The following is a 25,009-nucleotide window of genomic DNA, read 5'->3' as shown; positions in this document are numbered from 1 at the left end:
ATGAATTATATATTAAGCATAGAAACAGCAACAACCAATTGTTCGGTTTCACTTTCTAAAGAAGGAAAAACAATATTTTTAAAGGAAGATAACAGTAAAAACTATTCGCATGCCGAAAGTTTGCATGTGTTCATTGATGCTGTTTTAAAAGAATCAGGCATCACTTCAAAAGCGTTGGATGCGATAGCTATTAGTAAAGGTCCTGGTTCTTATACGGGATTGCGTATCGGTGTATCGGCAGCTAAAGGACTTTGTTTTGCCTTAGATATACCCTTGATTGCTGTACCAACTTTAGAAGCCTTAGCACATCAAGTAGACTGTAATGATGGCGTTATAGTCCCCATGTTAGATGCCAGACGTTTGGAAGTATATGCAGCTATTTTTAATTCAGATTATAAAGAAATTAGAGAAACCGAAGCGCAAATTTTAGATGAAAACGCTTTCGCAGAATATTTAGATAAAAGCAACGTGTATTTTGTCGGCAATGGCGTTGAAAAAACAAAAGCCTTAATCAATCACCCCAATGCTGTTTTTATTGAAAATAAGTTACCAACGGCGAGGGAGATGGGTATGTTGGCTTATAATAAATACAAAATAAGCGACTTTGAAGATGTCGCTTATTTTGAGCCTTATTATTTAAAAGATTTTGTGGCTTTAAAATCCAGTAAGAGCTAAAGAGTCATAAAAGTCCTTTAAATTTAATTTGTCAGGTTGAGCTTATCGAAACCGATGTGGATTACCGGTAAGTCAAAATACTTCAACAAGTTCAATATAAACATAGAACTAGGCTTTTTAGACAATCTCTTTAGAGATGGATTAAGCATTCTTTTTAATTTCGACTTGATGTGGGTACGGAATTTCAATACCAGCAGCATCAAGGGCTCCTTTTACGTTTTCGGTCACTTCAAAGTAAACGGTCCAATAGTCTTCGGCATTGCACCAAGGTCTTACAGCGAAATTTACCGAGCTATCAGCCAGAGCTAATACATTTACAGTAGGTTCTGGGGTTTGTAATACTTTAGGATGTGACGTTAAAACAGTCATTAAAACCTCTTTGGTTATCTTAATATTGGACTCATAACCAACACCAAAAACTAGATCGACACGACGTGTTCCTTCAGTAGTATAATTAATAATATTGCCGTTAGAAAGTGCACCATTAGGTATTATAATTTCTCTATTTGATAAGCCAGTTAATTTAGTTGTGAAAATTTCTATTTGTTTAACGGTGCCCATTTCTCCTTGTGCTTCAATTAAATCGCCAATTTTGAAAGGTTTGAAAATCATAATTAAAACACCACCAGCAAAATTTCCTAAAGAACCTTGAAGCGCCAAACCAACAGCCAAACCTGCTGCGGCAATAATGGCAGCAAACGAGGTTGTTGGCACACCTAAAGTACCTAGAAGGGTTATGATTAGCAATATTTTTAATCCCCAACTAAGAAGGTTTATTAAAAATTTCTGAAGGCTTTCCTCATAACTGCTTTTTGTCATTACTTTTCGGGTGGCCTTCAGGATTTTTTTAATAATCCACGAGCCAATAACCCAAATAGCAATGGCGCCAACTATTTTGAGTCCGTATTCAGTTGCTAATTCAATCCACTTTTCAGTCTCAATGTTTTCAAATTTCATAATTGTATTTATAATTTATTTAAAATGTAAAGTTTAAAGTTAAAAACTTTACATGCAAACAGGCGTAAAGTCAAGATGAGTTCCTTATATAAAACAGCTAATTAAAGCGATGATGGCAGGAACTGCTTGCGCATAAAATAGTTTTATTTGCTTTGTAGAATAAGACCCATAAATGCCTGCGATAGTCACGCAAATTAGAAAAAAAATAGCTATTTGGATGTCTTTTTGAATGATTGAAAATACTAAACCAGCGGACAAAAAACCATTGTATAAACCTTGGTTGGCTGCCAATACTTTGGTGTCATTGGCAAAATTTTTAGATTTTAATCCGAAGGTTTTAATGCCTTTTGGTGTAGTCCATAAAAACATTTCCAATATTAAAAAATAGAAGTGTTCTAAAGCTACGAAAACAATTAAAAGGATTGTTAAAAGTGTCATTTTTTTATTAAAATTTAACTTACTTCAAAAGTAATTTTTAGGGTTACTCTAAACTCTGTTATTTCACCATTTGAAACACTAGCGCTTTGGTCCTGAACATATACAGAACGAATATTTTTAACGCTTTTAGAGGCATGTTTTACAGCTTTTCTAGCTGCATCTTCCCAACTTTCGGTGGAGTTGGATAAAATTTCAATAACTTTCAATACAGACATAATTTTAAAAATTTAAGTGAAAAACCTAAAGTTAATAAAATTTATGCAATTAACCGTTTATGGCATCGACTGTTTCAACCTTACCTTTTAGCATTTCCTTTAGCATATTTTCAATACCACTTTTTAGGGTATAAGTTGAAGATGGACAACCACTACAAGCACCTTGCAGCATTACACTTACGTTTTTACTTTCGGCATCATACGATATGAATTGAATATTGCCACCATCACTCGCAACAGCGGGTTTAACATATTCTTCTAAAATATTAATGATTTCTTTAGAAGTGTCATCCAACGATTCATATTGCGTATCTAATTGTGTAGTCGATTTTTTTAAAGTTTCTGCAGCATTTGGTAATACGACATCTTTGCCGTTTTCAATATAACTTCTAATAAACTCACGTAGTTCGATAGTAATATCTTGCCATTCCGCCATATCATATTTAGTTATAGACACATAATTTTCGTCAATAAAAACACTTTTTACAAACGGAAAATGAAATAGCTCTGTAGCCAATGGCGATAATTTGGCTTCATCTATAGATGTGAATTCAAAAAGAGCCGTTACTATCTTTTTATTAGCCACAAACTTCATTACCGAAGGGTTTGGTGTACTTTCGGCATAAACGGTAACGGGTACTTTCTTAGCTTGGGCAGTTTCTTCAATCACAATGCCACCATCGTTTAAGTAGGCTTCAATTTGTTCGGCCACTTCGTCTTGAACATCGCTCCATTCTACAATGCCGTAGCGCTCTACTGCAATAAAATTTCCAGAGATATATACCTTTTTTACAAAAGGCAGGTAAAATAATTGTTGCGCTAAAGGTGATGCTTTAGCTTCATCTATGTTGTTAAATTCAAAACTTTGATGCTTGGTTATAAAAGCATTTAGTTCAAATTTAATTATGGCGTTATTTGATGTTTCCCGCACAGAAACCTTGAAAGTATTCATTTCAGCTAATTTTTTACAAAAATACTAAAAGAAAACTTTAGATATCCATATATTTGAGTTTTGTTGCCTCTTTTTAAGAGATTGAAGTGCAAAGTTTACGCTTTGTTTTTTTATGATTTTTTAGAGATTGTTTAAATTTTGTTTTTGGAATGTTTTATAGGGTAATTTTTTGTCAGACGAAGGTATTTTGAGATTTATAGCCGTAGCTATGGATCGAAAAATAGCTGAAGTATGGCAGAAAAAGGCACATGAAAGAGCCAAAGGATAAAACTTAAACAGTCTCTTTATAACCAAAGCGTTTGTACAATAGCAAATCAACTTGAGTGAACTTATGAAGTTAAAGAATATTTTCATGGTAGCAGTTAGCGTTTTGTTCGCTCATATTGCAAATTCGCAAGAAGGCTTACCGATATATACCGATTACCTTACCGACAATTATTATTTAATTCATCCGTCGATGGCGGGTATTGCTAACTGTTCTAAAGTTAGACTAACGGCACGCCAGCAATGGTTTGGACATGAAGATGCGCCCAAGCTTTTAACATTAAGTATGAATGGACGCATTGGAGATTCGCCCTCTGCCATTGGAGGTATTTTGTATACCGATAACAACGGGTACCATTCGCAATCTGGTGCTTATGCAACCTATGCACATCACATTATGTTTTCTAGAACGGAAACCGATTTGAATATGCTCTCTTTTGGGTTGAGTGCCGGGTTTATTCAGTATAAATTAGATGAAACTTCTTTTTTGTTTGATGGACCAGACCCTATAATAGATGGCGTTGTGCAGAACGAGACTAACTTCAATATAGACTTAGGAGTGTCATACCATTTTTTAGATTTTTATGTACATGGTACCGTGAAAAATGTGTTGAAGAATGCTGGAATAAATAAAGATGTTAATATTACCAGTAATTTAAGACGCTATTTAATATCTACTGGTTATGTGTTTAGTAAATACGGAAGCGAATGGAGTTACGAACCTTCGTTGATGTTTCAGTACAGAGATGAAACTAAAGAGCCTTCTCTTGATGTAAATGCGAAAGTATATAAGGATGTAGAATTTGGTAAAATTTGGGGTGGCTTATCATATAGAAATAGTTTTGACGGTGCAGAATATACCCAATCTGATGCTGTAAATAGTCAACGCTTACAACAAATAACCCCAATTTTAGGAGTGAATTATAGTGACTTTATGTTTGCTTATACTTATACCTATCAATCTAATTCGGTGGTGTTTGCCAATGGCGGTTTTCATCAATTAACATTAGGCTACAATTTTAATTGCAGGCGCGAACGTTACGATTGTAAATGTCCTGCGGTGAATTAAAAGTGGTAGATTTAGTTGAGGATTCGTCAAACTGAACTTGTTTATTCATTTATATTTATTTTTTATTGGTATTTATGAATCTTTGATTTCAGTTTCTCATTATAATTGAAAAACTTCATCCTGTGATTCTGAAATAAATTCAGAATGACGCCTCAATCTCGTTAATTCCAAGTATATTTCTTCTTTTTTGCCTGTTCTTTAATAGCGTTGGTCATGGCATTTTCCAACCCATTTTTGGTATCTGTTTTTTGTTCTGAAATATAGATTTTGCGTTTTGCGTTTAATTCTTGAATTTTATTTTGAATTTGTTCGCGCTCTTTCTTTTTTTCTGAAACATATTTTTTGATTTCAGCAGCCGATTTCCCCTTTAATTCTTCAGGTAAAGCATCATCTTTTAAGGTTTCAACCGAAACTTCTTTTAATTCAACAGCATCCACCAAATCCCAAGTTTCATTTTTATATAAATGCGAACTTTTGCTAACGGTTCTGCTAACGGCATTGGCTTTACTGTAACCTTGTGCATTGCTGTCCTGCTCAGCTTGTAATGCTATTTTTTGTTTTCCTATTTTGCCGTAAATCACGTAGGTTTTGTTTAATTTCTGATTGAGTATAAGAATCTCATCATCATAAGGTGACACAATATGAACTGTAGTTTTATTTTGATTAATAGCCATATAATCACCATTTGTTAATGCTGCGCCATCTTTCCATGATGTTGAAATGCCCTGGTTGTAATCACCACAAAAAATAGTATTTATGGTGATGCCTTTTTCTTTAGCATTAACCGAAACATCTTTATAATTTACTTTTCCTTGTGTGAAGGGTTCGTTGCCCGCAATAAAAATGAGTTTTAAATCATCTGGATTTTTACCCCAGTTTAGTTGATTTAAAGAGGTTTGAATTACTTGTCCGCAGTATTCCTCACCGCCATTTGTGGTTAACGAAAAAAGCTCTTTCGAGATTTCATCTAAATCAGTACTAAATGCCAAAACCTGCCGTATATAACCTTCAGCACTGTTCAATCCATCATTGCCATATTCGTATAAAGCGATTTCTAGATTAGGTTTGTTACTGCCACATTTTGCGTATGATAGTTCATTTACAATATCCCAAAGTTGTGCTTTCGCTTGGTCTATTAATCCGTCCATGCTATTGCTGGTATCTAATAAAAGGGCGACTTTAATAAATTGTTTATTGATTTCATGTTTTGCTATTTCAGTTTGAGCATAGTTAGCAGGTTGTTTTTTGTTATTGGCGTTACAAGCTGTAAATCCAATTAGAGCAATGCTGAATACGAGTGTTTTAAAATGTGTTTTCATAATTTTTTGTTTTTTGATTAACACCATAAATCTATAATCAACTTTTTTCTTAAAAAACTAAGAATGAGTAAGGGCAAGCGATGAATGAGCCAGTTTAGTATATAAATGCGTAAACACATCCATTCTGAATAATAATTACATCTTTTTGTAAAATCTTCATTTTATTTTATCAAGTAAAGTGCGTAAGTTTATCTCATAATGAAGTCGTCACTAAAATATATATGGTTTGTATGCATGATGTTGTGCACAACGGTTTTGTTGGCTCAAGAAAATGACAAAAGCTTAAATAATCAACCAACATTTACGGTTCGAGGTTCTGTGATTGAAAGTGATACTAAAAACCCGATTCCGAATGTCAATATTGAAGTGAATGGGGGTTCTTATACAACGACCGATTTAGGAGGTAATTTTAGAATTGAAGCTAGAAAAGGCGATGAACTCACCATAAAACATAAAGATTTTGAAACGGTTTATTATAGTATCCAAAGCAATGAACGTATTAAAGTGGAGGTACAGCCTAGTATTGAAGATGTTCAATATTCTAAAAAAAAGTATTCAAGAATCAACCCCGAATTGTTTAAATCTCTTATAGATTCTGCTGAAACGCATTTAAAAAAAGATGCTAAAAAGAGTATCCAATTTATTGAGAAAGCACTGGGAGCTAGTAATTCTTCAAAAGAAAACAGCGAAGCCTATGAGGTTTTAGGTGATATTTATTTGTATTGGAAACAGTATGATTTAGCGGTTTCAAACTACCGAATTAGCATTCAGAGCATCAATACGAATGTCGTTAAGTTAAAATTGGCTTCCGCCTATAAACAAAACAAGAACTATCAAGAAAGTCTTCAAATTTATAATGGCATTAACAAAAAGGAATTGTCTAATTGGCAATTGGTAGAATTATACGAAGGACTTGGTGATGTCTATCTGCTGACAAAATCGTATCAATCGGCCATTAATGCATATAACGATGGTTTAAAAGTAGCACAAAAGCATTTAATATCTCCAAAAGTAACCGATTTAAACTCTAAAATAGCACAGGTTTATAATGCTAAAGGTGAAATCCAAAAAGCAGAAGGGTTTTTTAATGAATCTTTAAAGCTCGCCAATACTCAAAACAAAAAGCGTGCTGTTGAAGAAAAAATTAAAGTCGCCGATTTTAAAAATGAGACAAACAATTATTCAAGTGAAATTCAACTTAGAAAAGAAGCCTTAAAACAAATAAAAGATATCCAAAAAGATTCTATTTTAAATAATGAAAGTGCGTTAACCCCGCAAAAACAAAATTATAAAATAGGGAATGCCTATGCTTCTCAAAGAGATTATGTTAATGCGATACCTTATTTGAAGAAAAGTATAGAGGAAGCTGATGATAAAGAAGATTTAATCGTTCAAAAAGATGCTACCAGAAAACTTTCGGAAGTGTATAGAGAAGCCGGGGAATTTGATAAAGCACTTGTAGCCTACCAAAGTTATGTAGATTTAGTAGATCAATTATATTCATTAAAAGAACAGGAAATATCGCAAGCCGCTAGGTTTAGTAAAGAAATTGTTGCAAAACAAAATAGAATTTTAAGTTTAGAAAGCGATAGAGCATTATCCGAAAGTAAATACGAGCTTAATTTAGAACAAGCCAAACGCCAAAAGGTTATTATTTACTCATTAATAGGTGGTGTTATATTATTGTTGGTAGCTGGTTTTTTAATGTTTAAGTACATCAAACAACAGCGGTTGGCAAACAATTTGTTAGCGTTAAAAAGTTTACGAAGTCAAATGAATCCGCACTTTATTTTTAATGCCCTAAATTCGGTAAATAGTTTTATAGCATCAAATGATGAAAGAACAGCTAACAAATACCTGACAGACTTTTCATTATTAATGCGAGCCGTTTTAGAAAATAGTGAAGAGGATTTTATTCCTCTGGAAAAAGAGATTGAGCTTTTAGAACTATACACCAAGTTGGAACATTTTAGGTTTCAAGATAAGTTCGATTATAACATAACAATCGATGAAAATATTAATACAAGCGAGTTTGTTATTCCGCCCATGTTGTTGCAACCCTACATTGAAAATGCTGTTTGGCACGGATTGCGGTACAAAAAAACAAAAGGGAGGCTGGACATTAGCATTTCACAAAGTAATCCTGAAGAAATTAAAATAACCATTACAGATGATGGTATTGGACGCCAAAAATCGAAAGCCCTAAAAACCGAAAATCAGAAAAAACAAAATTCAAAAGGCATGGGTAATATTCAAAAGCGTGTGTCTATTTTAAATGCCATGTATAAAGATAAAGTCGATGTGTTTGTAAATGATTTTACAGATGAAGAGGATAGAGGAACCAAAGTGGTTGTAACTTTGAAAAAAGATTAACAATTAACAATTAACAATTTTGAACTTAGTCCACAAGCCAATTAAAAGTTAAAATGTCACGCTGAGCTTGTCGAAGCGCAAATAATAATAAAGAATAAAAAATATTTTGATGAAACTAACGGCCATAATCGTAGAAGACGAAGAAACAAGCAGAGACATTCTTAAAAATTATCTCAAAAAATACTGTCCTAACGTAATCGTTTTAGGCGAAGCTGCAAATGTAGAAGAGGCTTTGGTATTAATCCGAAATAACGATTTAGACTTAGTGTTTTTAGATGTAGAAATGCCCTATGGAAACGCTTTTGATTTACTCGACAGGGTTGGCGATATTAATTTCGAAACCATCTTTGTAACCGCCTATAATCACTATGCTATTGATGCCTTAAACGCCCATGCGTCATATTATTTAATGAAACCCATTTCCATAGACGAACTTATTAAAGCAGTCGATTATGTAACCGAAATCAAAACCAAAGAAAACGCACTTCAAGACCAAGTGCTTGTTCCTAAAACCAATAATGTTCATGGTAAAATAACCATTCCGCAATTAGATGGTTTCGAGGTTCTGAATACTTCGGATATTTTATATTGTAAAGCCGATGACAATTACACCGAGATTCATTTAAACACCAACAAGAAAAAAATAGTAAGTAAAACATTGAAATATTTTGAAGATATATTGATTGATGGTAGCTTTGCTAGAGTACATAAATCGTATTTAGTAAACGTTAATGAAGTCGTAAAATATGTAAAAGGAAAGGGCGGAAGCGTCGTGTTAAGCAACGGAAAGGAAATTATGGTTTCTGCCTCTAGAAAGTCCGAACTTTTATCGTATTTTCAATAGTAAATAATAAATAGACAATAATCAATATCCAAATGCCAATAATAAAATCAGTAAACGGAAAGTCACCACAATTCCCAAACGATTGCTACATAGCCGAAAACGCCACCATTGTAGGAGATGTCGTAGCAGGTTCTCAATGCAGTATTTGGTTTAATGCCGTGGTTCGTGGTGATGTCAATTACATAAAAATGGGCAATAAAGTCAATGTGCAAGACGGTGCTGTTATACACGCTACTTATCTAACCGCTCCAACCAATATAGGCAACAACGTATCTATTGGGCATAACGCTATAGTACACGGTTGCACCATACATGACAATGTTTTGGTGGGTATGGGAAGCATTATTATGGACAATTGCGTGATTGAAAGCAACAGCATTATTGCAGCAGGCGCTGTAGTAACCCAGAACACCAGAGTGGAATCGGGGAGTATTTATGCAGGTGTACCGGCCGTAAAAATAAAAGATATAAGCCAAGAGTTAATTTCTGGACAAATAGACCGCATAGCTAATAATTATATAAAGTATTCCAGTTGGTTTAAAGAGTGAATGCCTTTGAAGAAAGGAATCTTATTAAGTGTTTGGGCGTTACCACAAGGGTCGGGCTATACGTTGCAATCTTTTTTGCTCGTGCCTCACAAAAAGGATTTCCACTACTATCCCTAACGCAAACCCCTACTTCAATTCAAATACAGATTTTAATTGACTTTTATTGATTTTTTTCAATTGGATAGATTGTGTTGAGTTTTTACTAACTCTAACAGACTTTTTATAAATGTAAAACGTTTCATCTTTTATGGCAAATGAAATAATATAAAAACTTCTGTTTATAGGTATTTCTACCTCATTGGTGTAAACGTTTAAGATAGTATTGTCTTTTTCATCAGCTATATAGGTTTGTATGGCATCAAAATTATCAGGATAATCAAATTTAAGAGTTGCTTTTGGCAATTCTGGAGCAAATTTGTCAATATTTACCCAACCCAATTTAGAAGTTTCAATGGTGTTATAATAAGTGTCATATAGTTTTGAATTATAAGTATTTCGGGCTAAATGGTCGTAATTTTTCCAAGATTTTAAATTGGATAAGGTGTCATTTTCTATATAAAGACTGTCTTCTTTAGGATATTTTAATTTGTATTCATTTAGAGTTTTGAACCCAAGTATGTCTGCGATAAAATAGTCTTCATAAATATCAATACCAAATCTTCTGGCTGATTCTGTATCCATCCTACTAGCTAACGTATAATAAATCGAGAAATATTTCCTTTCTTCTAAATTGATGTTAGACTCTTTCCAGTCCATAAAATTATTTTCATCTCTTTTCCCATAAAATAGTTGCATATTATTTACATCAGAAGTTTTAGGAAACGTTATAGAAATGTTTTTGCCACTTTTCAACTTTAAAGCTTCACCATTGCTATATATTTCAATTTTAAAAGCACCACCAGAAATCAACCATTTATTATCTGATTTTGTTTGAGCATTTGCCATTAATAAATCTTGTTTTGAGGTTAGCTCTATAAGATTTATATAAATCGAATCCTTTATGTTTGGACCATTTAAAATACCTTCTAGGTCTTCAATTTTAAAAGTAATTTTAGTCCCTTTTTTTCCAGTTATGCTAATAATTGAATCTGGGGCTAAATGAAATTGTTGTGTTAGGTCATTTTCAAAATTCAATTCATTTTTCAATCGAATTAATTGTGTGTCATCTTTACAACCAAATGTAAATACCAAGATAGAAATTATAATAATGCGATACATGCTTATAGATTTAATTTAAGAAAGGACTTGATTTTTACAGATATTTACACGTTGTTAAAAATCTAAAAATTCAACTTCAAAATTCGTGCCTAAAAGCGATGCCAAAACTTCGGTTTTTCCGTTCGTAAAAAATTGACAGTTCCCTTTTGCTACACTTGTGTTCAGTAAATCGTTTTTCTCTAAAATAGCTTTTGTTTGTCTAGCCACAGCTTCACCGGAATCTATAATTTTAACATGGTTTGGAAGCAATTCAATCAATAAAGGCATCAAATAAGAGTAGTGTGTACAACCCAACACCAAATAATCAATATTGGCATCAATCATAGGTTGTAAATACAGTTTCAGCAAGTTTCTCATGGCATCCGAATACAGCTGTCCACTTTCAATAAGTTCTACAATGCCTTCGCCAATACGCTCAATAACGGTAATGTTGCTGGCAAACAAATCGGTTGTTTTATGAAACAACTCGCTAGAAAGTGTGCCTTTGGTAGCCAAAATACCCACGGCCTTGGTTTGGGTATTAAGTGCCGCTGGTTTTATAGCGGGTTCTATGCCAATAATGGGAATGTTATAAATTTCTCTAAGTAGGTAAATGGCATTGGTTGTAGCAGTGTTGCAGGCGACCACTATAATTTTACAACCTTGGTCGATAAGGTACTCAACATTTTTAATGCTTAAACTTATAATGGTTTCTTTGGTTTTTAAACCATAAGGCGCATTAGCACTATCGGCTAAATAGATGGTATTCTCATTTGGTAAAAGCATGTTGATTTCTTTCCAAATAGAAGTACCACCAACACCAGAATCGAAAATACCAATAGGTTGTTTGCTCATAAATAAAACTCTAAACTTTGATTAGTAAAACTATTGAGTATTTTGTTTTGGTATTAATTTTAATTAAAACAATTTATATAAAAAAATGTTTACTAATTTAAGCAAAAATACACTAATCTGCCTGGTTAAAAAGCAACTTAGTGTATTTTCAATATATGATTAAAATTTATTTAGAAATTGAAATTTTTAATACCATCTCCTCTTGCTTTTACAGAAGATATTCTATCATTCCAACTTTTACTGCAAAGCCACCCACAATAATAAGAGCTACTACTGGAGCCATTATAAATCGTAAATGAAGTCAATTTGGCATCTCTTAAATTTGATATTACAGTGTTATAATTATAACTGTCAATTATTAATAAATAACCACTAAAGTCAAATCCATGCCAAAAACCTACATATGCATTTGTCACTTCTATAGACGACACAGTGTTATCACCCACAGGTGTATTGCTAAAATTAGAATTCTTATAAATAGATAGGCTGTTTAGGAAAGAGAACGATGTACCTCCTTTATTACTGTCTTTATAAACCGTAACATTTGGAGTTGCTCCATACACAGGGCCTTCGTTAGTCTTAGATTGATATGTATTTTGAAATGGAGTAATATCAGATTTATATTTATCTTTTAAAGATTTTACTCTAGCTTTGTCATTTATGAATGTTGAATAGCTGTTATAATCCTCAAATAATACTAAATCTTCTATTTCTGGATTATAATAGAAGACTGATTTTTCATTTTCAAAAATTGATTGAATTATTTTTGATTCGTCAGTTTCAATAACAATTGGGTCATCCTCATTAGTAATGTCTATTGTTATACTGTATTTTTCATCATTAACTATGTAAGATAATTTTTCATAAACTTTTTCTTTAGAATTTTCATTTGGAGTTGTGTTTTCACTGGTACAGGATAAAATTAGAGCAAATATGCTCAGTGTAAGTAATTTTCTCATTTAAATTTAAATTTATAGGTTCATAGCTACAAATATAAGATTTAAATTTAATTAACAAAGATTTTTCTTATTTATATTGTCAAATATAAAACAGTTTATGTAGTAAAAATTATAAAAAAAATAAGCTGTTTTAAAAAAACAGCTTATTAGAAATTAAAAAAATAATAGTTATATACCTAATTCTTTTTTAACATCGTCTAATAAGTTTTTACCATCAGCTAAAATAGTAACGCCTTGAGACGAATCTAAAACGTAATCAAAACCTTGGGTGCGACCAACTTTTAAAATAGCTGCTTTTGCTTTTTCGGTAATTGGTTGTAACAAATCCATTTCTTTTTTCTGTAAATCTTTTTGAGCATCGGCTTGAAATTGTTGGATACGTTGTTGTTTTTCTTGGATCTCTTGCCCTCTTTTAGCGTTTTCTTCTTCTGTTTTAGTAGCAGCTTCTGCTTCGTATTGTTTTAACAACGTTTGAAACTCGGTAACAGAACTTTGAATATCTGTTTGATAGGTTTTACTTAATGTTTCCAGTTGCTTTTGGGCTTCTTTCATTTCTGGCATAGCCGTAATTAATTCTTGGGTGTTTATATGAGCAATTTTGCTTTGGGCGTTAGAGAAACTAACAGTTCCAATGCATAATAAAGTTGCTAATAAAAGGGTTTTTAATTGTTTCATTTTTAAATAGTGTTAATGTGTTATAAATTGTTATTTGTTGTTTATACTGTCTTTAGCTTTTTGACGTTCTTCAAGAATTTTCTTTTTTCTTTCTTCCAATTCTTTTTTTCTGGCTTCTCTTTCTGCTAATTTTTTTTGTCTGTTTTCCTCAATAAGTTGCGCCTGTGTTTTAGTTTCTTCAACTTTTGGTTTTTCTTCGGTTTTTGTTTCAACCGATTTAGAGGTTTCTTCTGCTTTCACTTCTGGCTCGCCGGTCGCTTTTCTATCATCTAACTTTTCTTGTTTTGCTTTTTCGCGTTCCTCTAATATCTTTTGACGTCTTTCTTCTGCTTCTTTTACTTTTGCAGCACGTGCGTCTAATTTTTCTTGTCTAGCTTTTTCAATAGCACTTTCACGTTCGACTTTTTTCTCTTCCAACGCTTTTTCGCGTGCTTCCAATTCATAATTGATTTCTGGTACTAATTCTTCAGCTTCTGCAGCTTTTCGTTCTGCTTTCGATTCTGCTTGTGTGCGTTTAGCGGTTCTTGTAATACTCCTTATTACTATATCGCTTAAATCGTATTGTTTTGCTGAATATAACATCACAGTTTCAGATTTATCCAAAATAATATCGTACTTTTTTGTTGCTGCCATATCTTGAACTGCTGCAAAAATTTGGTCTTGTATAGGCTGCATCAATTGTTTTTTTTGAATAAACAAATCACCATTGGGTCCAAAACGTTTTTGCTGATAGTCTAAAATTTCCTTTTCTTCAAAAGCAATGTCTTCTTCGCGCTCGTCAATAAGTTCTTTTGTTAAAAGTGCTTTTTCGTTGCTTAAATCTTTTCGCTTTTGTTCAATGGCACTTAATTTGGCGTCAATTTCGTTTTTCCATTTATTAGCCTTTTCGTTTAATTGTGTGGTAGCTTCTTGGTATTCAGGTATATTTTCTAAAATAAATTCCGTATCAATATATCCAATTCTTACACCACGTTGCGCATTAACTGAAAAGGGTATCATAAAAACCAATATCAGTAAAAAAAGAACGTTATTTTTCATCTGTTTGTTTTTTTAATATTTTAATTGCTTATAAATTCTAAAAACCGACAGATGATTTATTGCTACTTCTGCCATCTTTTGAATTATCCATTCATCTGATTGTTTTAATTGTTTTTTATTGTCAGATGCAATTCGCAAAATAAACATTTTCATTGATTATAAAAATTTTAGATTGCTCATTTCAAAATTAACGAAATATAATCTTAAAAATTTTAATTCTCATTTAAATCATCAAAGTGTTATTAGAAAAAACCATGCCAAATTAAAATTGTTGTCCAATTATGAAGTGTGTTTCCCATCCATGTTTTTTAGTTTCACCTAAAGATTCTAAAGGATCAAACCCATGTCCAAAGTCAATTCCTAACAAACCAAACGCTGGCATAAAGATGCGAATGCCCAAACCTGCAGAGCGTTTAATGTCAAATGGGTTGTAATCTCTAAATTTAGTAAATGATGCACCACCTTCTATAAAGCCTAAGGCATAAATTTTTGCAGATGCTTTTAATGTAATGGGGTAACGAAGCTCTAATGAGAATTTATTATAAATAGTACCGCCATCATTATCGGATAATGATTGGTTTGGATAGCCACGTAATGCAATAGCTTCTCTACCATCTAAACTATAGGTGCCTAAACCATCGCCTCCCAAGTAGTAACGTTCGAAAGGAATCACGCCTCTATCGTTATTATAGGCGCCTAAAAAACCAAATTCTGTGCTTGGTCTCAATACTAAATCTTTTGCTATTTGAGTGTACCACTCGCCTTTAAAGCTTACTTTATAGAATTCCAGCCATTTAAAACGTTCTTGGTCTATCTTACCTATTTCTTCATTGGCTGCAATATAAACAGGATCTGTTATACTTGCAGCACTTGATCTTTTTAATACCTCCGCATTACGCTTATCTTTTAGTGCATTATAATCAACACCATCAAATAAGGAGTAAGGAATCGTTAATTTGGCATTAACTCCAAAACTCGAACCGGCGGTTGGGTAAATAGGGTCTACACTGGTGTTGTTCCTACTCAAACCTACAGAATAATATAAGTTATTTGAATAACCATCACCAAAAGTAAACAATCCTGTATTGTAATTATTTAAATCGTAACGTTGATAACCAATGGCTTGTGATAACACAAAGAAATCATCCGGAACCTGCAAGCGTTTTGCTAAACCAAAAGTAATACCTGTAATGTTAAAACTTTTGGATTTATCTGCGTTTCCAGTTATCCGATTATACTGAAATTGTTTTGTATGTGATATCGATGTTGAAAATTGTACAGGACGTTTACCACCCAACCAAGGCTCGGAAAATGAAAAGCTATACGTTTGGTAAAAACGGCTGGCCTGTAAACGCAATGCCAGTTTTTGGCCATCACCCATAGGGATTGGTTTGTATGCACCTTTTTTGAAAATGTCTTTAATAGAGAAGTTGTTAAACGATAATCCTAAAGTACCTATAAAGCCACCACCACCGTAACCACCTTGTAATTCTATTTGACTAGACCCTGTTTCTTTAACCGAGTACTCCATATCTATGGTGCCTTCGTTAGGGTTTGGATTAATAAAGTTAGGCGATATTTCTTGGGCATCGAAAAAGCCCAATTGACCAAGCTCTCTAACAGTACGTACCACATTGGCTTTACTATATAATTGTCCTGGGCGTGTTCTAATTTCGCGGTAAATTACGTGGTCGTTTGTTTTGTCGTTTCCAACCACCGAAACATTATTGAAATAAGCAGGCTTCCCTTCCGATATTCTAATTTCCAAATCAATAACATTGTTGGCAGCACTTACTTCAACAGGGTTTATGCTTGAAAATAAATAACCGTTGTTTTGATATAAGTTTGTTATATCGTCACCATCTGGTTTGGAATTGTCTGCTATACGCTTTTGTAATAGTACACCATTATAAGTGTCGCCCTTTCTAATGCGTAACATTCTTGTTAACTGCTCGTTTGAGTAAACGGTGTTACCTATAAATGTAATGTCTCCAAAGGTGTATTGAGTGCCTTCGTTAACCCCTATTTGTAAAGAAACGGTTTTGTCGTCGTTATAAATAATGCTGTCCGATACAATACGGGCATCTCTATAACCATTTTCTTTGTACTTTTCTACAACATTTGATAAGTCGGCTTGATATGCAGAATCAATAAATTTCGAGCGTTTTAATATGCGAAGGCGATTTATTTTTTTTGTGCCTTTCATGCTTTTGCGAAGATGTTTATCGCTTAATACTTCGTTGCCTGTAAATACAATATCTTTTATTTTTACCTTTTCGCCTTTATCAATATTAACAACCATGTTAACTCTGGCAGTTGGTGTGGAATCTTTAACTTCAATAGTATTGATATGTACTTTTGTGTTTAAATAACCTTCCTTTTTGTATTTTTTAGTTAGGAAATTTTTTGTGGTAGTAATAAGGTTTTCGGTAACTTTTACACCTTTATTTAATTTGGTGTCTTTAACAATGCCTTCAACTTTTCCTTTTTTTATACCATTAATTTTTAATTCGTTAAGTTGTGGTAGGTCAGACAGTCTAATTTGTAAGTAAGCAACATTACCTTCTATATGGGTTATATAAACTTCTATATCGCTAAATAATTTGGAGTTCCAAAGTTTTTTTATAGCATCGCCAATATCTTCGCCAGGGATAGACATTTCTTTTCCTTTGCTTAATCCGGAATAGGTAATTATGGTTTGTTCGCTAAATGAGGTGTTTCCAGATACAGAAACCTCTCCTAAAATGTATTTTTTACCATTACTGTATGGTAAATCTTGAGCTTGAATGCTATTAATGCCACTTATAAAAAGTAATAAAGCAAAACAGTTTTTTAAAAATGTTGTCAAATGTAAATTATTAGCTAAGTTGTTCACTTGTTTTCCCAAATCGTCGTTCTCTTTTTTGATATTCAATAATAGCTTCATACAAATGCTGCTTTGTAAAATCTGGCCATAATACGCTAGTAAAATACAATTCGGCATAAGCAATTTGCCAAAGTAAAAAGTTGCTTATACGTTGTTCCCCACTGGTTCTAATAAGCAAATCTACGTCTGGTAAATTTCGCGTGTAAAGATGCTCATTTATAATTGATTCATCAATTTTTTCGAGCGAAATTATATTATTTTTAACTTTAATACTAATCTCTTTAACAGTATTTAGCAATTCTTCGCGAGAACCATAGCTTAAAGCTAAGGTTAAAGTCATTCGGGTATTGACTTTTGTTTGTTCTATAACTTCGTGAAGTTCTTTGAAAACTTTTTTAGGTAAGCTGTTTAAATTGCCTATGGCAGAGAGTTTTATGTTGTTGTCTTGAAGCGTTTTAATTTCTTTTTTTAATGAAGTTACTAAAAGCTTCATAAGCGTTTGAACCTCAAGTTTTGGACGGTTCCAGTTTTCGGTAGAAAAAGCATAAAGCGTTAAATTTTCGACACCAAGTTCGGCGCAAGCTTCAACGGTTTGTTTAACAGCTTTTGTGCCATTTTCATGACCAAAAACCCGCACCATACCTTGTTGTTTAGCCCAACGCCCATTGCCATCCATAATAATAGCAATGTGTTTTGGTAAGTTTTTGCTTTGTACTGTTTCCTTTAAATTCATTTTAATTTACACAATAACATGGGTTTTCGCCAAATGTATAGGTTAAGGTAATGCCCGAAAACACATACCAGTCGTTATTATTAATGTTGCCAAATCGGTTTTGAAAATGGTTTGCATCGTCAGGAAGGCTTCCATCCAACTCATCTGAAAATGTATAACGGGCGCCAACTTCAATACCTAAAATAAGATTGCCCAGAAAATTTGTTTTAAATCCTAATGCCATAGGAATCCCGTATGCCCAACTAGAATTGTTTTCGTCGGTTTGCACACCGTTTAAAAAATAAGAATTATCGTGGTGTGCCACACTTATTCCAGTATATAAATAAGGTGTTGCTATTTTTCGGCCTGAATGAAGGTTGAAATCGATAAAGGTAAATTCCATTCCTGCCGAAATTTCGGTTATTTTAGTTGAAAACTCATAGCCTCTTTGGATACGTCTTGGGTCATCTGAATTTATATCGATACCTTCTAAATCACTAAAAATTAAAGAAACACGGTATGAGTGTCTTTTACTTCTGTTCCATTTATAAATACCCCCAATGGCAAATTGATTGGGTGAAATATAGTCGGTAGCACCTACGTCGCCAATAAAATTACTGCCTCCTACAAAAACACCTAATTCGTTAATTTGGGAATGGCTTAGTTGAGCGATTAAAATGCTTAATATCAATATGGTTAAATGCCTCATAAATATTCAAAAGTTTGCAAATATAATAAATAAGAAATGTCTATTACAATTTGAGCTAAATTGTATTAGTGTAAAACAGCATTTCTTTAAAAATATTGCCTAATTTCGTTTGTCTTCGCCCCAAAGTAGTTTTTTTCGAAGCGTGTCTAAAAAGCTTTCATCTAAAAGATCAATCATTTTAATTTTAAAATCGGCTTTTTTAATTTTAATGATAGTGCCATTTTCTAAAGTAGCGATTCTGGAATCCAAAGATATTAAATGGCTTTCTTCTCTGCCTGAAACTTTTAGTTGAATTTCAGTAGAATCTGGGATGATGAGTGGGCGTGCACTTAAATTATGAGGTGCAATGGGTGCTAAAACAAAACTATTGGTATCTGGTGTTATTACGGGACCACCACAACTTAATGAGTAGCCTGTTGAACCTGTTGGTGTTGAAACTATGAGACCATCGCTCCAATACGAGGTTAAGAATTCACCGTTTAAATAGGTTTCAACGGTAATCATGGAGGTGGTATTTTTTCGGCTTACCGCTATTTCGTTCAATGCGAAGTTTAGCGATTTTATATCCTTGTTTTCAGGTGATGTTTCAATAGATAATAAACTACGTTCTGAAATTCTGTACTTACCATCTATAATATTTTGAATGGCTGTTTCTATTTGGTTAACTTGTATCGTGGCTAAAAAACCTAAACGTCCTGTGTTGATTCCTATAATTGGAATGTCCATATCTTTTACAAAAATAATGGCGCGTAAAATAGTACCATCACCACCAACACTTACTAGAAAATCAAACGATTTGTCTAAAGTATCAAATGTTTTAAAAGATTTATAAGCATCAAAATTAGGGTATTCACTTTTTATAAGATTGAAAAACTCGGTTTCAATGTAGGCATCGGCGTTTTTCTTTAGTAAATAATCAAATAAGCGTTCTACGGAAGTTGTAGTGGTTTCGTTGTAAAATCGTCCAAAAACGGCAACTTTCATATGTTAATTTTTTTATTGTTTTTATAGGTCATGCTTCGATAAGCTTCACTTGCTACCTTCGCTGCAAAATATACTTTGTATCTCGCTAATGTTCAGCACAGGCTTGCTGTATCCATATAATCATTTTGTTATGAAACCAACTTTGGTAATAGGTGGTTCTTGTATTATATATTTAAATATTTATTCAAATAGTTCGATCGTTCTTTTAAACTTTCCAGATAACTGTCTTCTTCATGCCCAGATATAATATTATAACTGTAGCGACGAAAGGTTTGAATAATTTCATTAAGCCCTGTGTTGCTTATTTTTAGGGTGACTTGAACCAAATCGGGTTTCATTTTGGACATAAAAGCTCCTAGTAATTTACCGTTGTTAGATTCTACTATTTGGCTAATTTCGCTAAAGGAATAATCGTTTATGCCTTTTTCAATCACTAAAATGCCGCCAGGTTCAGAGAAAAATGGAGACTCTTTAAATAAACTAATAACCTCTTTTAATTCATAATAGCCCAAATACATGTTTTGGTGATTCAAAACAGGCATAATATTAGTAGAATTTACAGCAAAAGCTTCTAATACATCGAGCCAAAGTGTCGAGTCGCGCACAAAAAAATTTTCAATAGCATATTTGTAGTCGTTAACCGTTTTGTCGCTTTCAAAACAGTGTGCGTCGTTTTCAGAAAAGCTTCCTAAATAGATTTTATTATCATCTTGAATAGGAATATGCGAATAAGTTAACTGATTAAATAGGTGCTGCAAATCGCTTATTTTGCTATTGCTATTTAACGGTTTTATATCGTTTATAATAAATTCTGATAGTTTCATCTGTTCGTTTTTATTCTTAAATTTTGTCAGATGCAATTTGCTAATTGTTTGTTTGGGTTATTCTCAAATTTATATTTAACGCTCATTTCATTATCCTAAATAATAGGAATGCAAATTAATCAAAAAAAAAGTATATAAGCCTGTTCTACTTTGTATTTTTGTCTTTAAAAATAGTGATACATGACAAAGTTAAGTGTAAATATTAACAAGATAGCAACTTTAAGGAATTCTAGAGGAGGCGATGTACCTAATGTGGTTCAGTTTGCAAAAGATGTACAGCGTTTTGGTGCTGAAGGTGTAACTATACATCCCAGACCTGACGAACGCCACATTCGCTATCAAGATGCACGTGATTTAAAACCGATAGTGTATACCGAATATAATATTGAAGGCAACCCTGTAGAGTCGTTTTTAAAATTAGTTTTAGAAGTAAAGCCAACTCAAGTTACGTTAGTGCCAGATGCCGAAGACGCCATTACCAGTAATGCTGGTTGGGACACCATAAAGCATAAGGGTTTTTTAGTTGATGTCATTAAGGAATTCCAACAAAATGGTATTAGAACCTCTATTTTTGTCGACCCCATTTTAAAACAGATTGAAGGTGCTAAAGCTACAGGAACCGATAGAATAGAGTTGTACACTGAAGCCTTTGCGCACCAATACGGTTTAGGAAATAAAGAGGCTATAAAACCGTATGTCGAAAGTGCTGAATTGGCTCATAATTTAGGTTTAGGTGTTAATGCAGGTCATGATTTATCGTTAGACAACATCAAGTTTTTTAAAGAAAACATGCCTAATTTATTAGAGGTATCCATAGGGCATGCCTTAATTGCCGAAAGTTTATATTTGGGTATTGAAAATGTTATTCAAATGTATCTTCAGAAGCTTAAGTGAATCGTGGGTCGTGAAACGGGAGTCGTAAATCGTGAAACGGAAGTCGTAAATCAAAAATCGTAAATCGTAAATCAAAAAATGCTTTTACATTCAAATATAGTAGGCGAAGGCCAGCCATTTGTTATCCTTCATGGGTTTTTAGGAATGAGTGATAATTGGAAAACACTCGGAATTCAATTTAGTGAACAAAATTTTCAGGTGCATTTGGTCGATCAACGCAATCATGGACATAGCTTTCAGGACAATCAATTTAACTATGAAGTTTTAGTTGAAGATTTAAAGCATTACTGTGATGAGCATCAACTTGAAAATATTATATTATTAGGGCATTCCATGGGAGGAAAAACAGCCATGTTGTTCGCTGCAAAATATCCTGAATTGGTTTCAAAATTAATAGTAGCCGATATTTCACCACGTTTTTACCCTGTGCATCACGATGGTATTTTAAATGGCTTGAGTGCTTTAAATTTTGATGTTTTAAAAAGCAGAGGTGAAGCCGATAAGGTTTTAAGTGGCTATGTGTCCGATTTAGGAACGCGTCAATTTTTACTAAAAAACCTATACTGGGTTGAAAAAGGAAAATTGGGGTTGCGAATGAATTTGGAAGTTTTAAAAGAAGAAGTAGCCGAAGTGGGTGAGCCGTTGCCATCTCAAGCAACTTTTGAAAAAGACACTCTGTTTTTGCGTGGCGATCGTTCGGAATATATAGGTGTTGAGGATGAAGCTATTATTTTAAATCACTTTCCAAAAGCAAAAATCATTACCATTTCTAACGCAGGGCATTGGTTGCATGCCGAAAACCCAAAAGACTTTTTTGATGCTGTGATGGCGTTTGTTAAGTAATTTATTTTGTATTTTTATTGAAAATAATAACTTATGAAATCGCCATCAACAACAAGTTTGTTGCAAACACCAATAAGAATAAGGCGATTCCATATGGACTAAAAAACAATACCATATACCTATGAATCTAATCCTAAAACTTCTGTTATCGGCACTAGCCGTATTTATTTTGGCCTATTTTTTGCCAGGGGTCACATTATCGGGCGATGCCTTTGTTAGTGCTATTATTGTAGCCATAGTTTTGTCTGTTCTTAACCTATTGGTAAAACCTGTTTTGGTTATTTTAACCTTGCCCATTACCATTGTTACTTTAGGACTGTTTTTATTAATAATAAATGCCCTAATAATCTTGCTGGCCGATAAATTAATAGATGGGTTTTCGGTAAGTGGTATCTGGACCGCTATACTATTTAGTATCCTACTTTCCTTGCTTCAATCCTTTCTACATTCGCTTTTAAAAGAAGATAAAAAACCGCTTTAAATCAAGCGGTTAAAAACTTTGTCGGGTTGCAAAAATGTTATATTTTTGCAACCCGATTTTGATTAAATAAATTTGGTTAAAAAAATTAATAGTATTTGTTAAATGCCTATTAGAAGGCTTCATATCATTTAAAATGAATATTACAAGAGAAAACGTTGATGCATTAAATGCTGTAGTAAAAGTAGATATCGCTAAAGAAGATTATAGCGCTAAAGTGGAAAAAATCTTAACAGATTACCGTAAAACAGCTAACATTCCTGGTTTTAGAAAAGGGCACGTGCCAATGGGAATGGTTAAAAAACAATACGGAAAAGCAGTGTTGGTTGATGAAGTAAATAAGTTATTGCAAGATGCATTAAACAAATATCTTACTGAAGAAAAGTTGGATGTTTTAGGACAACCATTGCCTAAACCACAAGATACTATAAATTGGGATGCCGATACGCTTTCATTTGAATTTGAATTAGGTTTAGCACCAGAGTTTGAAGTTGATTTAAAAGCCAAAGATGCTATTACGCAATACCATATTATTGCCGATGATAAAATGATTAACGAGCAAATAGAGCGTATTCAAAAGCAATACGGGAAATTAATTTCTCAAACGGCAGTAGAAAAAAATAGCGAAATTACTGGCACATTTAAAAATGAAGAGCGCGATATTGAAAATAAAGTGACTTTAACATTAGATAAATTTAAAGGAAAAGCAACCGAGAAACAATTCATTGGTGCTAAAGTTGGTGATGTCATTACATTACAAACCAAAGGTCTTTATGACGATGACCATGAATTAATGCACGCTTTAAAATTAGGGCATGACGATGTACATGGTTTAGATATTGAAGTAAGTTTTACAATTGCTGAAATTAATACTCGTGAACTTGCCGATTTAGACCAAGAGTTGTTTGATAAACTATTTGGTAAAGATGCTGTAACATCGGTTACTGAATTAAAAGATAAAATTAAAGAAGATGCCGAAAAACAATTTGCACAACAGGCCGACCAAAAACTTTTAAACGATGTTACCGAATATTTGGTTGAAAATACAAAATTCGATTTGCCTGCAGATTTTTTACAAAAATGGATGCAAACTGCTGGTGAGCAGCCATTAGATAGAGATCAAGCTAAAGAAGAATATGAAAAATCTGAAAAAAGCTTACGCTACCAATTGATTGAAGGAAAATTAATTACAGATAACAACATTCAGGTAACTATGGATGATATTAAAAATCATTCAAGAGAAATGATAAAAGCACAAATGGCACAATTTGGACAAATGAACCCTTCCGATAAAGAATTGGATGATATTGCTGCACGTATTTTATCAAACCAAGACGAAGCGCGTCGTATTTCAGAGCAGTTAATCAGTCAAAAATTATTGGCTCTTTACAAAGAAAAAGTGAATCTTAAAGTAAAAGAATTAAGTTACGAAAACTTTGTTAAAGAAGTTTACGGACATAAATAATAAGGTGCCTTTAAAGAATAATTCATTATATTTAGGCGCTATAATTAACAAGTTATAGCGCCTAATTTGTTGAGTACGTTTAGCATTATAAAGATTGAAAATTAGTTTTTAATTTTTATTTATAGATCACTCAATTGATAATTAAGGATTTAACCTAAAATAACAACAAGAAACAACTATGGATTACGCAAAAGAATTTGAAAAATTCGCGATAAAAGATCAAGGCATAAGCAGTACATATTACAACAAAATTATCAGTAGTATGTATCCAACAAGCTTAACACCCAATATTATTGAAGAGCGTCAAATGAACATCGCCATTTTCGATGTGTTTTCTCGTTTAATGATGGATCGTATCATTTTTATGGGAACAGCCATTAATGACCAAGTAGCAAATATTATTCAGGCGCAACTATTATTTTTAGAAAGTACCGATTCATCAAAAGATATTCAAATCTATATTAATTCACCAGGTGGAGGTGTGTATGCAGGTTTAGGTATTTACGATACTATGCAGTTTATAAAACCAGATGTAGCTACTATTTGTACAGGTATGGCAGCCTCTATGGGCGCTGTATTATTATGTGCTGGTACTAAAGGAAAACGTAGTGGTTTAACGCATTCCCGTGTTATGATTCATCAGCCGTTAGGCGGTGCTCAAGGTCAAGCAAGTGATATTGAAATTACGGCAAGAGAAATACTTATTTTAAAAGAAGAACTTTATAAAATTATTAGTAAGCATACTGGACAAGATTACGACAAAGTGTATGCTGACAGTGATAGAGATTATTGGATGAAATCCGATAAGGCTAAGGAATATGGTATGATTGATGAAATTTTAGCTCGTAATTAAATA

Annotated in this window: 25 protein-coding genes; 10 read left to right on the top strand and 15 right to left on the bottom strand. The window is 33.1% G+C overall.

The window, feature by feature from the left end; translation table 11 throughout:
- Positions 1 to 675: a tRNA (adenosine(37)-N6)-threonylcarbamoyltransferase complex dimerization subunit type 1 TsaB gene (gene tsaB, locus ACGLWY_RS03730; protein ID WP_396618319.1), complete on the top strand. Its 675-nt coding sequence runs from the start codon at positions 1 to 3 to the stop codon at positions 673 to 675.
- Between the two features lie 141 nt (positions 676 to 816).
- On the opposite strand, the gene ACGLWY_RS03725 is transcribed toward tsaB, so the two are convergent.
- The 4 genes from ACGLWY_RS03725 to ACGLWY_RS03710 all read right to left on the bottom strand — a co-directional run bounded on the left by ACGLWY_RS03725 (position 817) and on the right by ACGLWY_RS03710 (position 3,237).
- On the bottom strand, positions 817 to 1,632 hold the full coding sequence (locus ACGLWY_RS03725) for a mechanosensitive ion channel family protein (RefSeq protein ID WP_396618318.1): 816 nt from the start codon (positions 1,630 to 1,632) through the stop codon (positions 817 to 819).
- An 84-nt stretch (positions 1,633 to 1,716) separates the two neighbouring features.
- Positions 1,717 to 2,070, bottom strand: coding sequence for a DUF1304 domain-containing protein (locus ACGLWY_RS03720; protein ID WP_396618317.1), 354 nt, complete (start codon positions 2,068 to 2,070; stop codon positions 1,717 to 1,719).
- Positions 2,071 to 2,084: 14 nt separating this feature from the next.
- The gene (locus ACGLWY_RS03715; protein WP_396618316.1) at positions 2,085 to 2,285 is read right to left on the bottom strand and encodes a dodecin family protein; all 201 of its coding nucleotides are present in this window, start codon (positions 2,283 to 2,285) and stop codon (positions 2,085 to 2,087) included.
- A gap of 49 nt (positions 2,286 to 2,334) precedes the next feature.
- Entirely contained in the window at positions 2,335 to 3,237 is a 903-nt protein-coding gene (locus tag ACGLWY_RS03710) for a NifU family protein (RefSeq protein WP_396618315.1), read from the bottom strand.
- A gap of 331 nt (positions 3,238 to 3,568) precedes the next feature.
- Here ACGLWY_RS03710 and ACGLWY_RS03705 point away from each other — a divergent pair, with 331 nt between their 5' ends.
- On the top strand, positions 3,569 to 4,570 hold the full coding sequence (locus tag ACGLWY_RS03705) for a type IX secretion system membrane protein PorP/SprF (RefSeq protein ID WP_396618314.1): 1,002 nt from the start codon (positions 3,569 to 3,571) through the stop codon (positions 4,568 to 4,570).
- 161 nt (positions 4,571 to 4,731) lie between these two features.
- Here the strand turns inward: ACGLWY_RS03705 and ACGLWY_RS03700 are convergent, their stop codons facing one another.
- Positions 4,732 to 5,889 carry a VWA domain-containing protein gene (locus ACGLWY_RS03700; RefSeq protein WP_396618313.1) on the bottom strand — a complete coding sequence of 386 codons (1,158 nt, stop codon included), beginning with the start codon at positions 5,887 to 5,889 and terminating at the stop codon, positions 4,732 to 4,734.
- A gap of 234 nt (positions 5,890 to 6,123) precedes the next feature.
- Here ACGLWY_RS03700 and ACGLWY_RS03695 point away from each other — a divergent pair, with 234 nt between their 5' ends.
- The 3 genes from ACGLWY_RS03695 (at position 6,124) to ACGLWY_RS03685 (ending at position 9,654) form a co-directional block, all read left to right on the top strand.
- Positions 6,124 to 8,262 carry a histidine kinase gene (locus ACGLWY_RS03695; protein WP_396618312.1) on the top strand — a complete coding sequence of 713 codons (2,139 nt, stop codon included), beginning with the start codon at positions 6,124 to 6,126 and terminating at the stop codon, positions 8,260 to 8,262.
- 109 nt (positions 8,263 to 8,371) lie between these two features.
- Positions 8,372 to 9,106, top strand: coding sequence for a LytR/AlgR family response regulator transcription factor (locus tag ACGLWY_RS03690; RefSeq protein WP_396618311.1), 735 nt, complete (start codon positions 8,372 to 8,374; stop codon positions 9,104 to 9,106).
- Positions 9,107 to 9,138: 32 nt separating this feature from the next.
- Positions 9,139 to 9,654, top strand: coding sequence for a gamma carbonic anhydrase family protein (locus tag ACGLWY_RS03685; protein ID WP_396618310.1), 516 nt, complete (start codon positions 9,139 to 9,141; stop codon positions 9,652 to 9,654).
- Between the two features lie 126 nt (positions 9,655 to 9,780).
- Here ACGLWY_RS03685 and ACGLWY_RS03680 read toward each other — a convergent pair whose 3' ends face one another.
- The 10 genes from ACGLWY_RS03680 to ACGLWY_RS03635 all read right to left on the bottom strand — a co-directional run bounded on the left by ACGLWY_RS03680 (position 9,781) and on the right by ACGLWY_RS03635 (position 20,473).
- On the bottom strand, positions 9,781 to 10,872 hold the full coding sequence (locus ACGLWY_RS03680) for a hypothetical protein (protein WP_396618309.1): 1,092 nt from the start codon (positions 10,870 to 10,872) through the stop codon (positions 9,781 to 9,783).
- Positions 10,873 to 10,926: 54 nt separating this feature from the next.
- On the bottom strand, positions 10,927 to 11,706 hold the full coding sequence (murI, locus tag ACGLWY_RS03675; RefSeq protein ID WP_396618308.1) for a glutamate racemase: 780 nt from the start codon (positions 11,704 to 11,706) through the stop codon (positions 10,927 to 10,929).
- Between the two features lie 170 nt (positions 11,707 to 11,876).
- Entirely contained in the window at positions 11,877 to 12,665 is a 789-nt protein-coding gene (locus tag ACGLWY_RS03670) for a hypothetical protein (RefSeq protein ID WP_396618307.1), read from the bottom strand.
- A gap of 168 nt (positions 12,666 to 12,833) precedes the next feature.
- Positions 12,834 to 13,340 carry an OmpH family outer membrane protein gene (locus ACGLWY_RS03665; protein ID WP_396618306.1) on the bottom strand — a complete coding sequence of 169 codons (507 nt, stop codon included), beginning with the start codon at positions 13,338 to 13,340 and terminating at the stop codon, positions 12,834 to 12,836.
- 30 nt (positions 13,341 to 13,370) lie between these two features.
- Positions 13,371 to 14,378, bottom strand: coding sequence for an OmpH family outer membrane protein (locus tag ACGLWY_RS03660; protein ID WP_396618305.1), 1,008 nt, complete (start codon positions 14,376 to 14,378; stop codon positions 13,371 to 13,373).
- A gap of 262 nt (positions 14,379 to 14,640) precedes the next feature.
- Positions 14,641 to 17,304 carry an outer membrane protein assembly factor BamA gene (gene bamA / locus ACGLWY_RS03655; RefSeq protein WP_396618304.1) on the bottom strand — a complete coding sequence of 888 codons (2,664 nt, stop codon included), beginning with the start codon at positions 17,302 to 17,304 and terminating at the stop codon, positions 14,641 to 14,643.
- A complete protein-coding gene (locus ACGLWY_RS03650; protein ID WP_396618303.1) occupies positions 17,237 to 17,977 on the bottom strand; it encodes an isoprenyl transferase in 741 nt (246 codons plus the stop codon). The genes bamA and ACGLWY_RS03650 overlap by 68 nt, the downstream gene beginning before the upstream one ends.
- A gap of 1 nt (position 17,978) precedes the next feature.
- On the bottom strand, positions 17,979 to 18,665 hold the full coding sequence (locus ACGLWY_RS03645) for a DUF6089 family protein (protein ID WP_396618302.1): 687 nt from the start codon (positions 18,663 to 18,665) through the stop codon (positions 17,979 to 17,981).
- A 99-nt stretch (positions 18,666 to 18,764) separates the two neighbouring features.
- A complete protein-coding gene (locus tag ACGLWY_RS03640) occupies positions 18,765 to 19,649 on the bottom strand; it encodes an NAD kinase (protein ID WP_396618301.1) in 885 nt (294 codons plus the stop codon).
- Between the two features lie 164 nt (positions 19,650 to 19,813).
- Complete coding sequence (locus tag ACGLWY_RS03635; RefSeq protein ID WP_396618300.1) at positions 19,814 to 20,473, bottom strand: acetoin utilization protein acuB; 660 nt, start codon at positions 20,471 to 20,473, stop codon at positions 19,814 to 19,816.
- 180 nt (positions 20,474 to 20,653) lie between these two features.
- Between ACGLWY_RS03635 and ACGLWY_RS03630 the strand changes: the two genes are divergently transcribed.
- The 5 genes from ACGLWY_RS03630 to clpP all read left to right on the top strand — a co-directional run bounded on the left by ACGLWY_RS03630 (position 20,654) and on the right by clpP (position 25,006).
- Positions 20,654 to 21,367 (top strand): pyridoxine 5'-phosphate synthase, encoded by a 714-nt coding sequence (locus ACGLWY_RS03630; protein WP_396618299.1) that lies wholly within the window; start codon positions 20,654 to 20,656, stop codon positions 21,365 to 21,367.
- 78 nt (positions 21,368 to 21,445) lie between these two features.
- Complete coding sequence (locus tag ACGLWY_RS03625; protein ID WP_396618298.1) at positions 21,446 to 22,210, top strand: alpha/beta fold hydrolase; 765 nt, start codon at positions 21,446 to 21,448, stop codon at positions 22,208 to 22,210.
- A 121-nt stretch (positions 22,211 to 22,331) separates the two neighbouring features.
- The gene (locus tag ACGLWY_RS03620) at positions 22,332 to 22,691 is read left to right on the top strand and encodes a phage holin family protein (protein ID WP_396618297.1); all 360 of its coding nucleotides are present in this window, start codon (positions 22,332 to 22,334) and stop codon (positions 22,689 to 22,691) included.
- Between the two features lie 133 nt (positions 22,692 to 22,824).
- A complete protein-coding gene (tig, locus tag ACGLWY_RS03615) occupies positions 22,825 to 24,153 on the top strand; it encodes a trigger factor (RefSeq protein ID WP_396618296.1) in 1,329 nt (442 codons plus the stop codon).
- A 178-nt stretch (positions 24,154 to 24,331) separates the two neighbouring features.
- Positions 24,332 to 25,006: an ATP-dependent Clp endopeptidase proteolytic subunit ClpP gene (gene clpP, locus ACGLWY_RS03610; protein ID WP_396618295.1), complete on the top strand. Its 675-nt coding sequence runs from the start codon at positions 24,332 to 24,334 to the stop codon at positions 25,004 to 25,006.
- Positions 25,007 to 25,009: the final 3 nt, after the last annotated feature.

The sequence above is a fragment of the Mariniflexile sp. HMF6888 genome (assembly GCF_044335535.1).
GTDB lineage: Bacteria > Bacteroidota > Bacteroidia > Flavobacteriales > Flavobacteriaceae > Mariniflexile.
The sequence above is the reverse complement of the archived record's forward strand: the minus strand, read 5'-3'. Positions and strand labels throughout refer to the sequence as shown.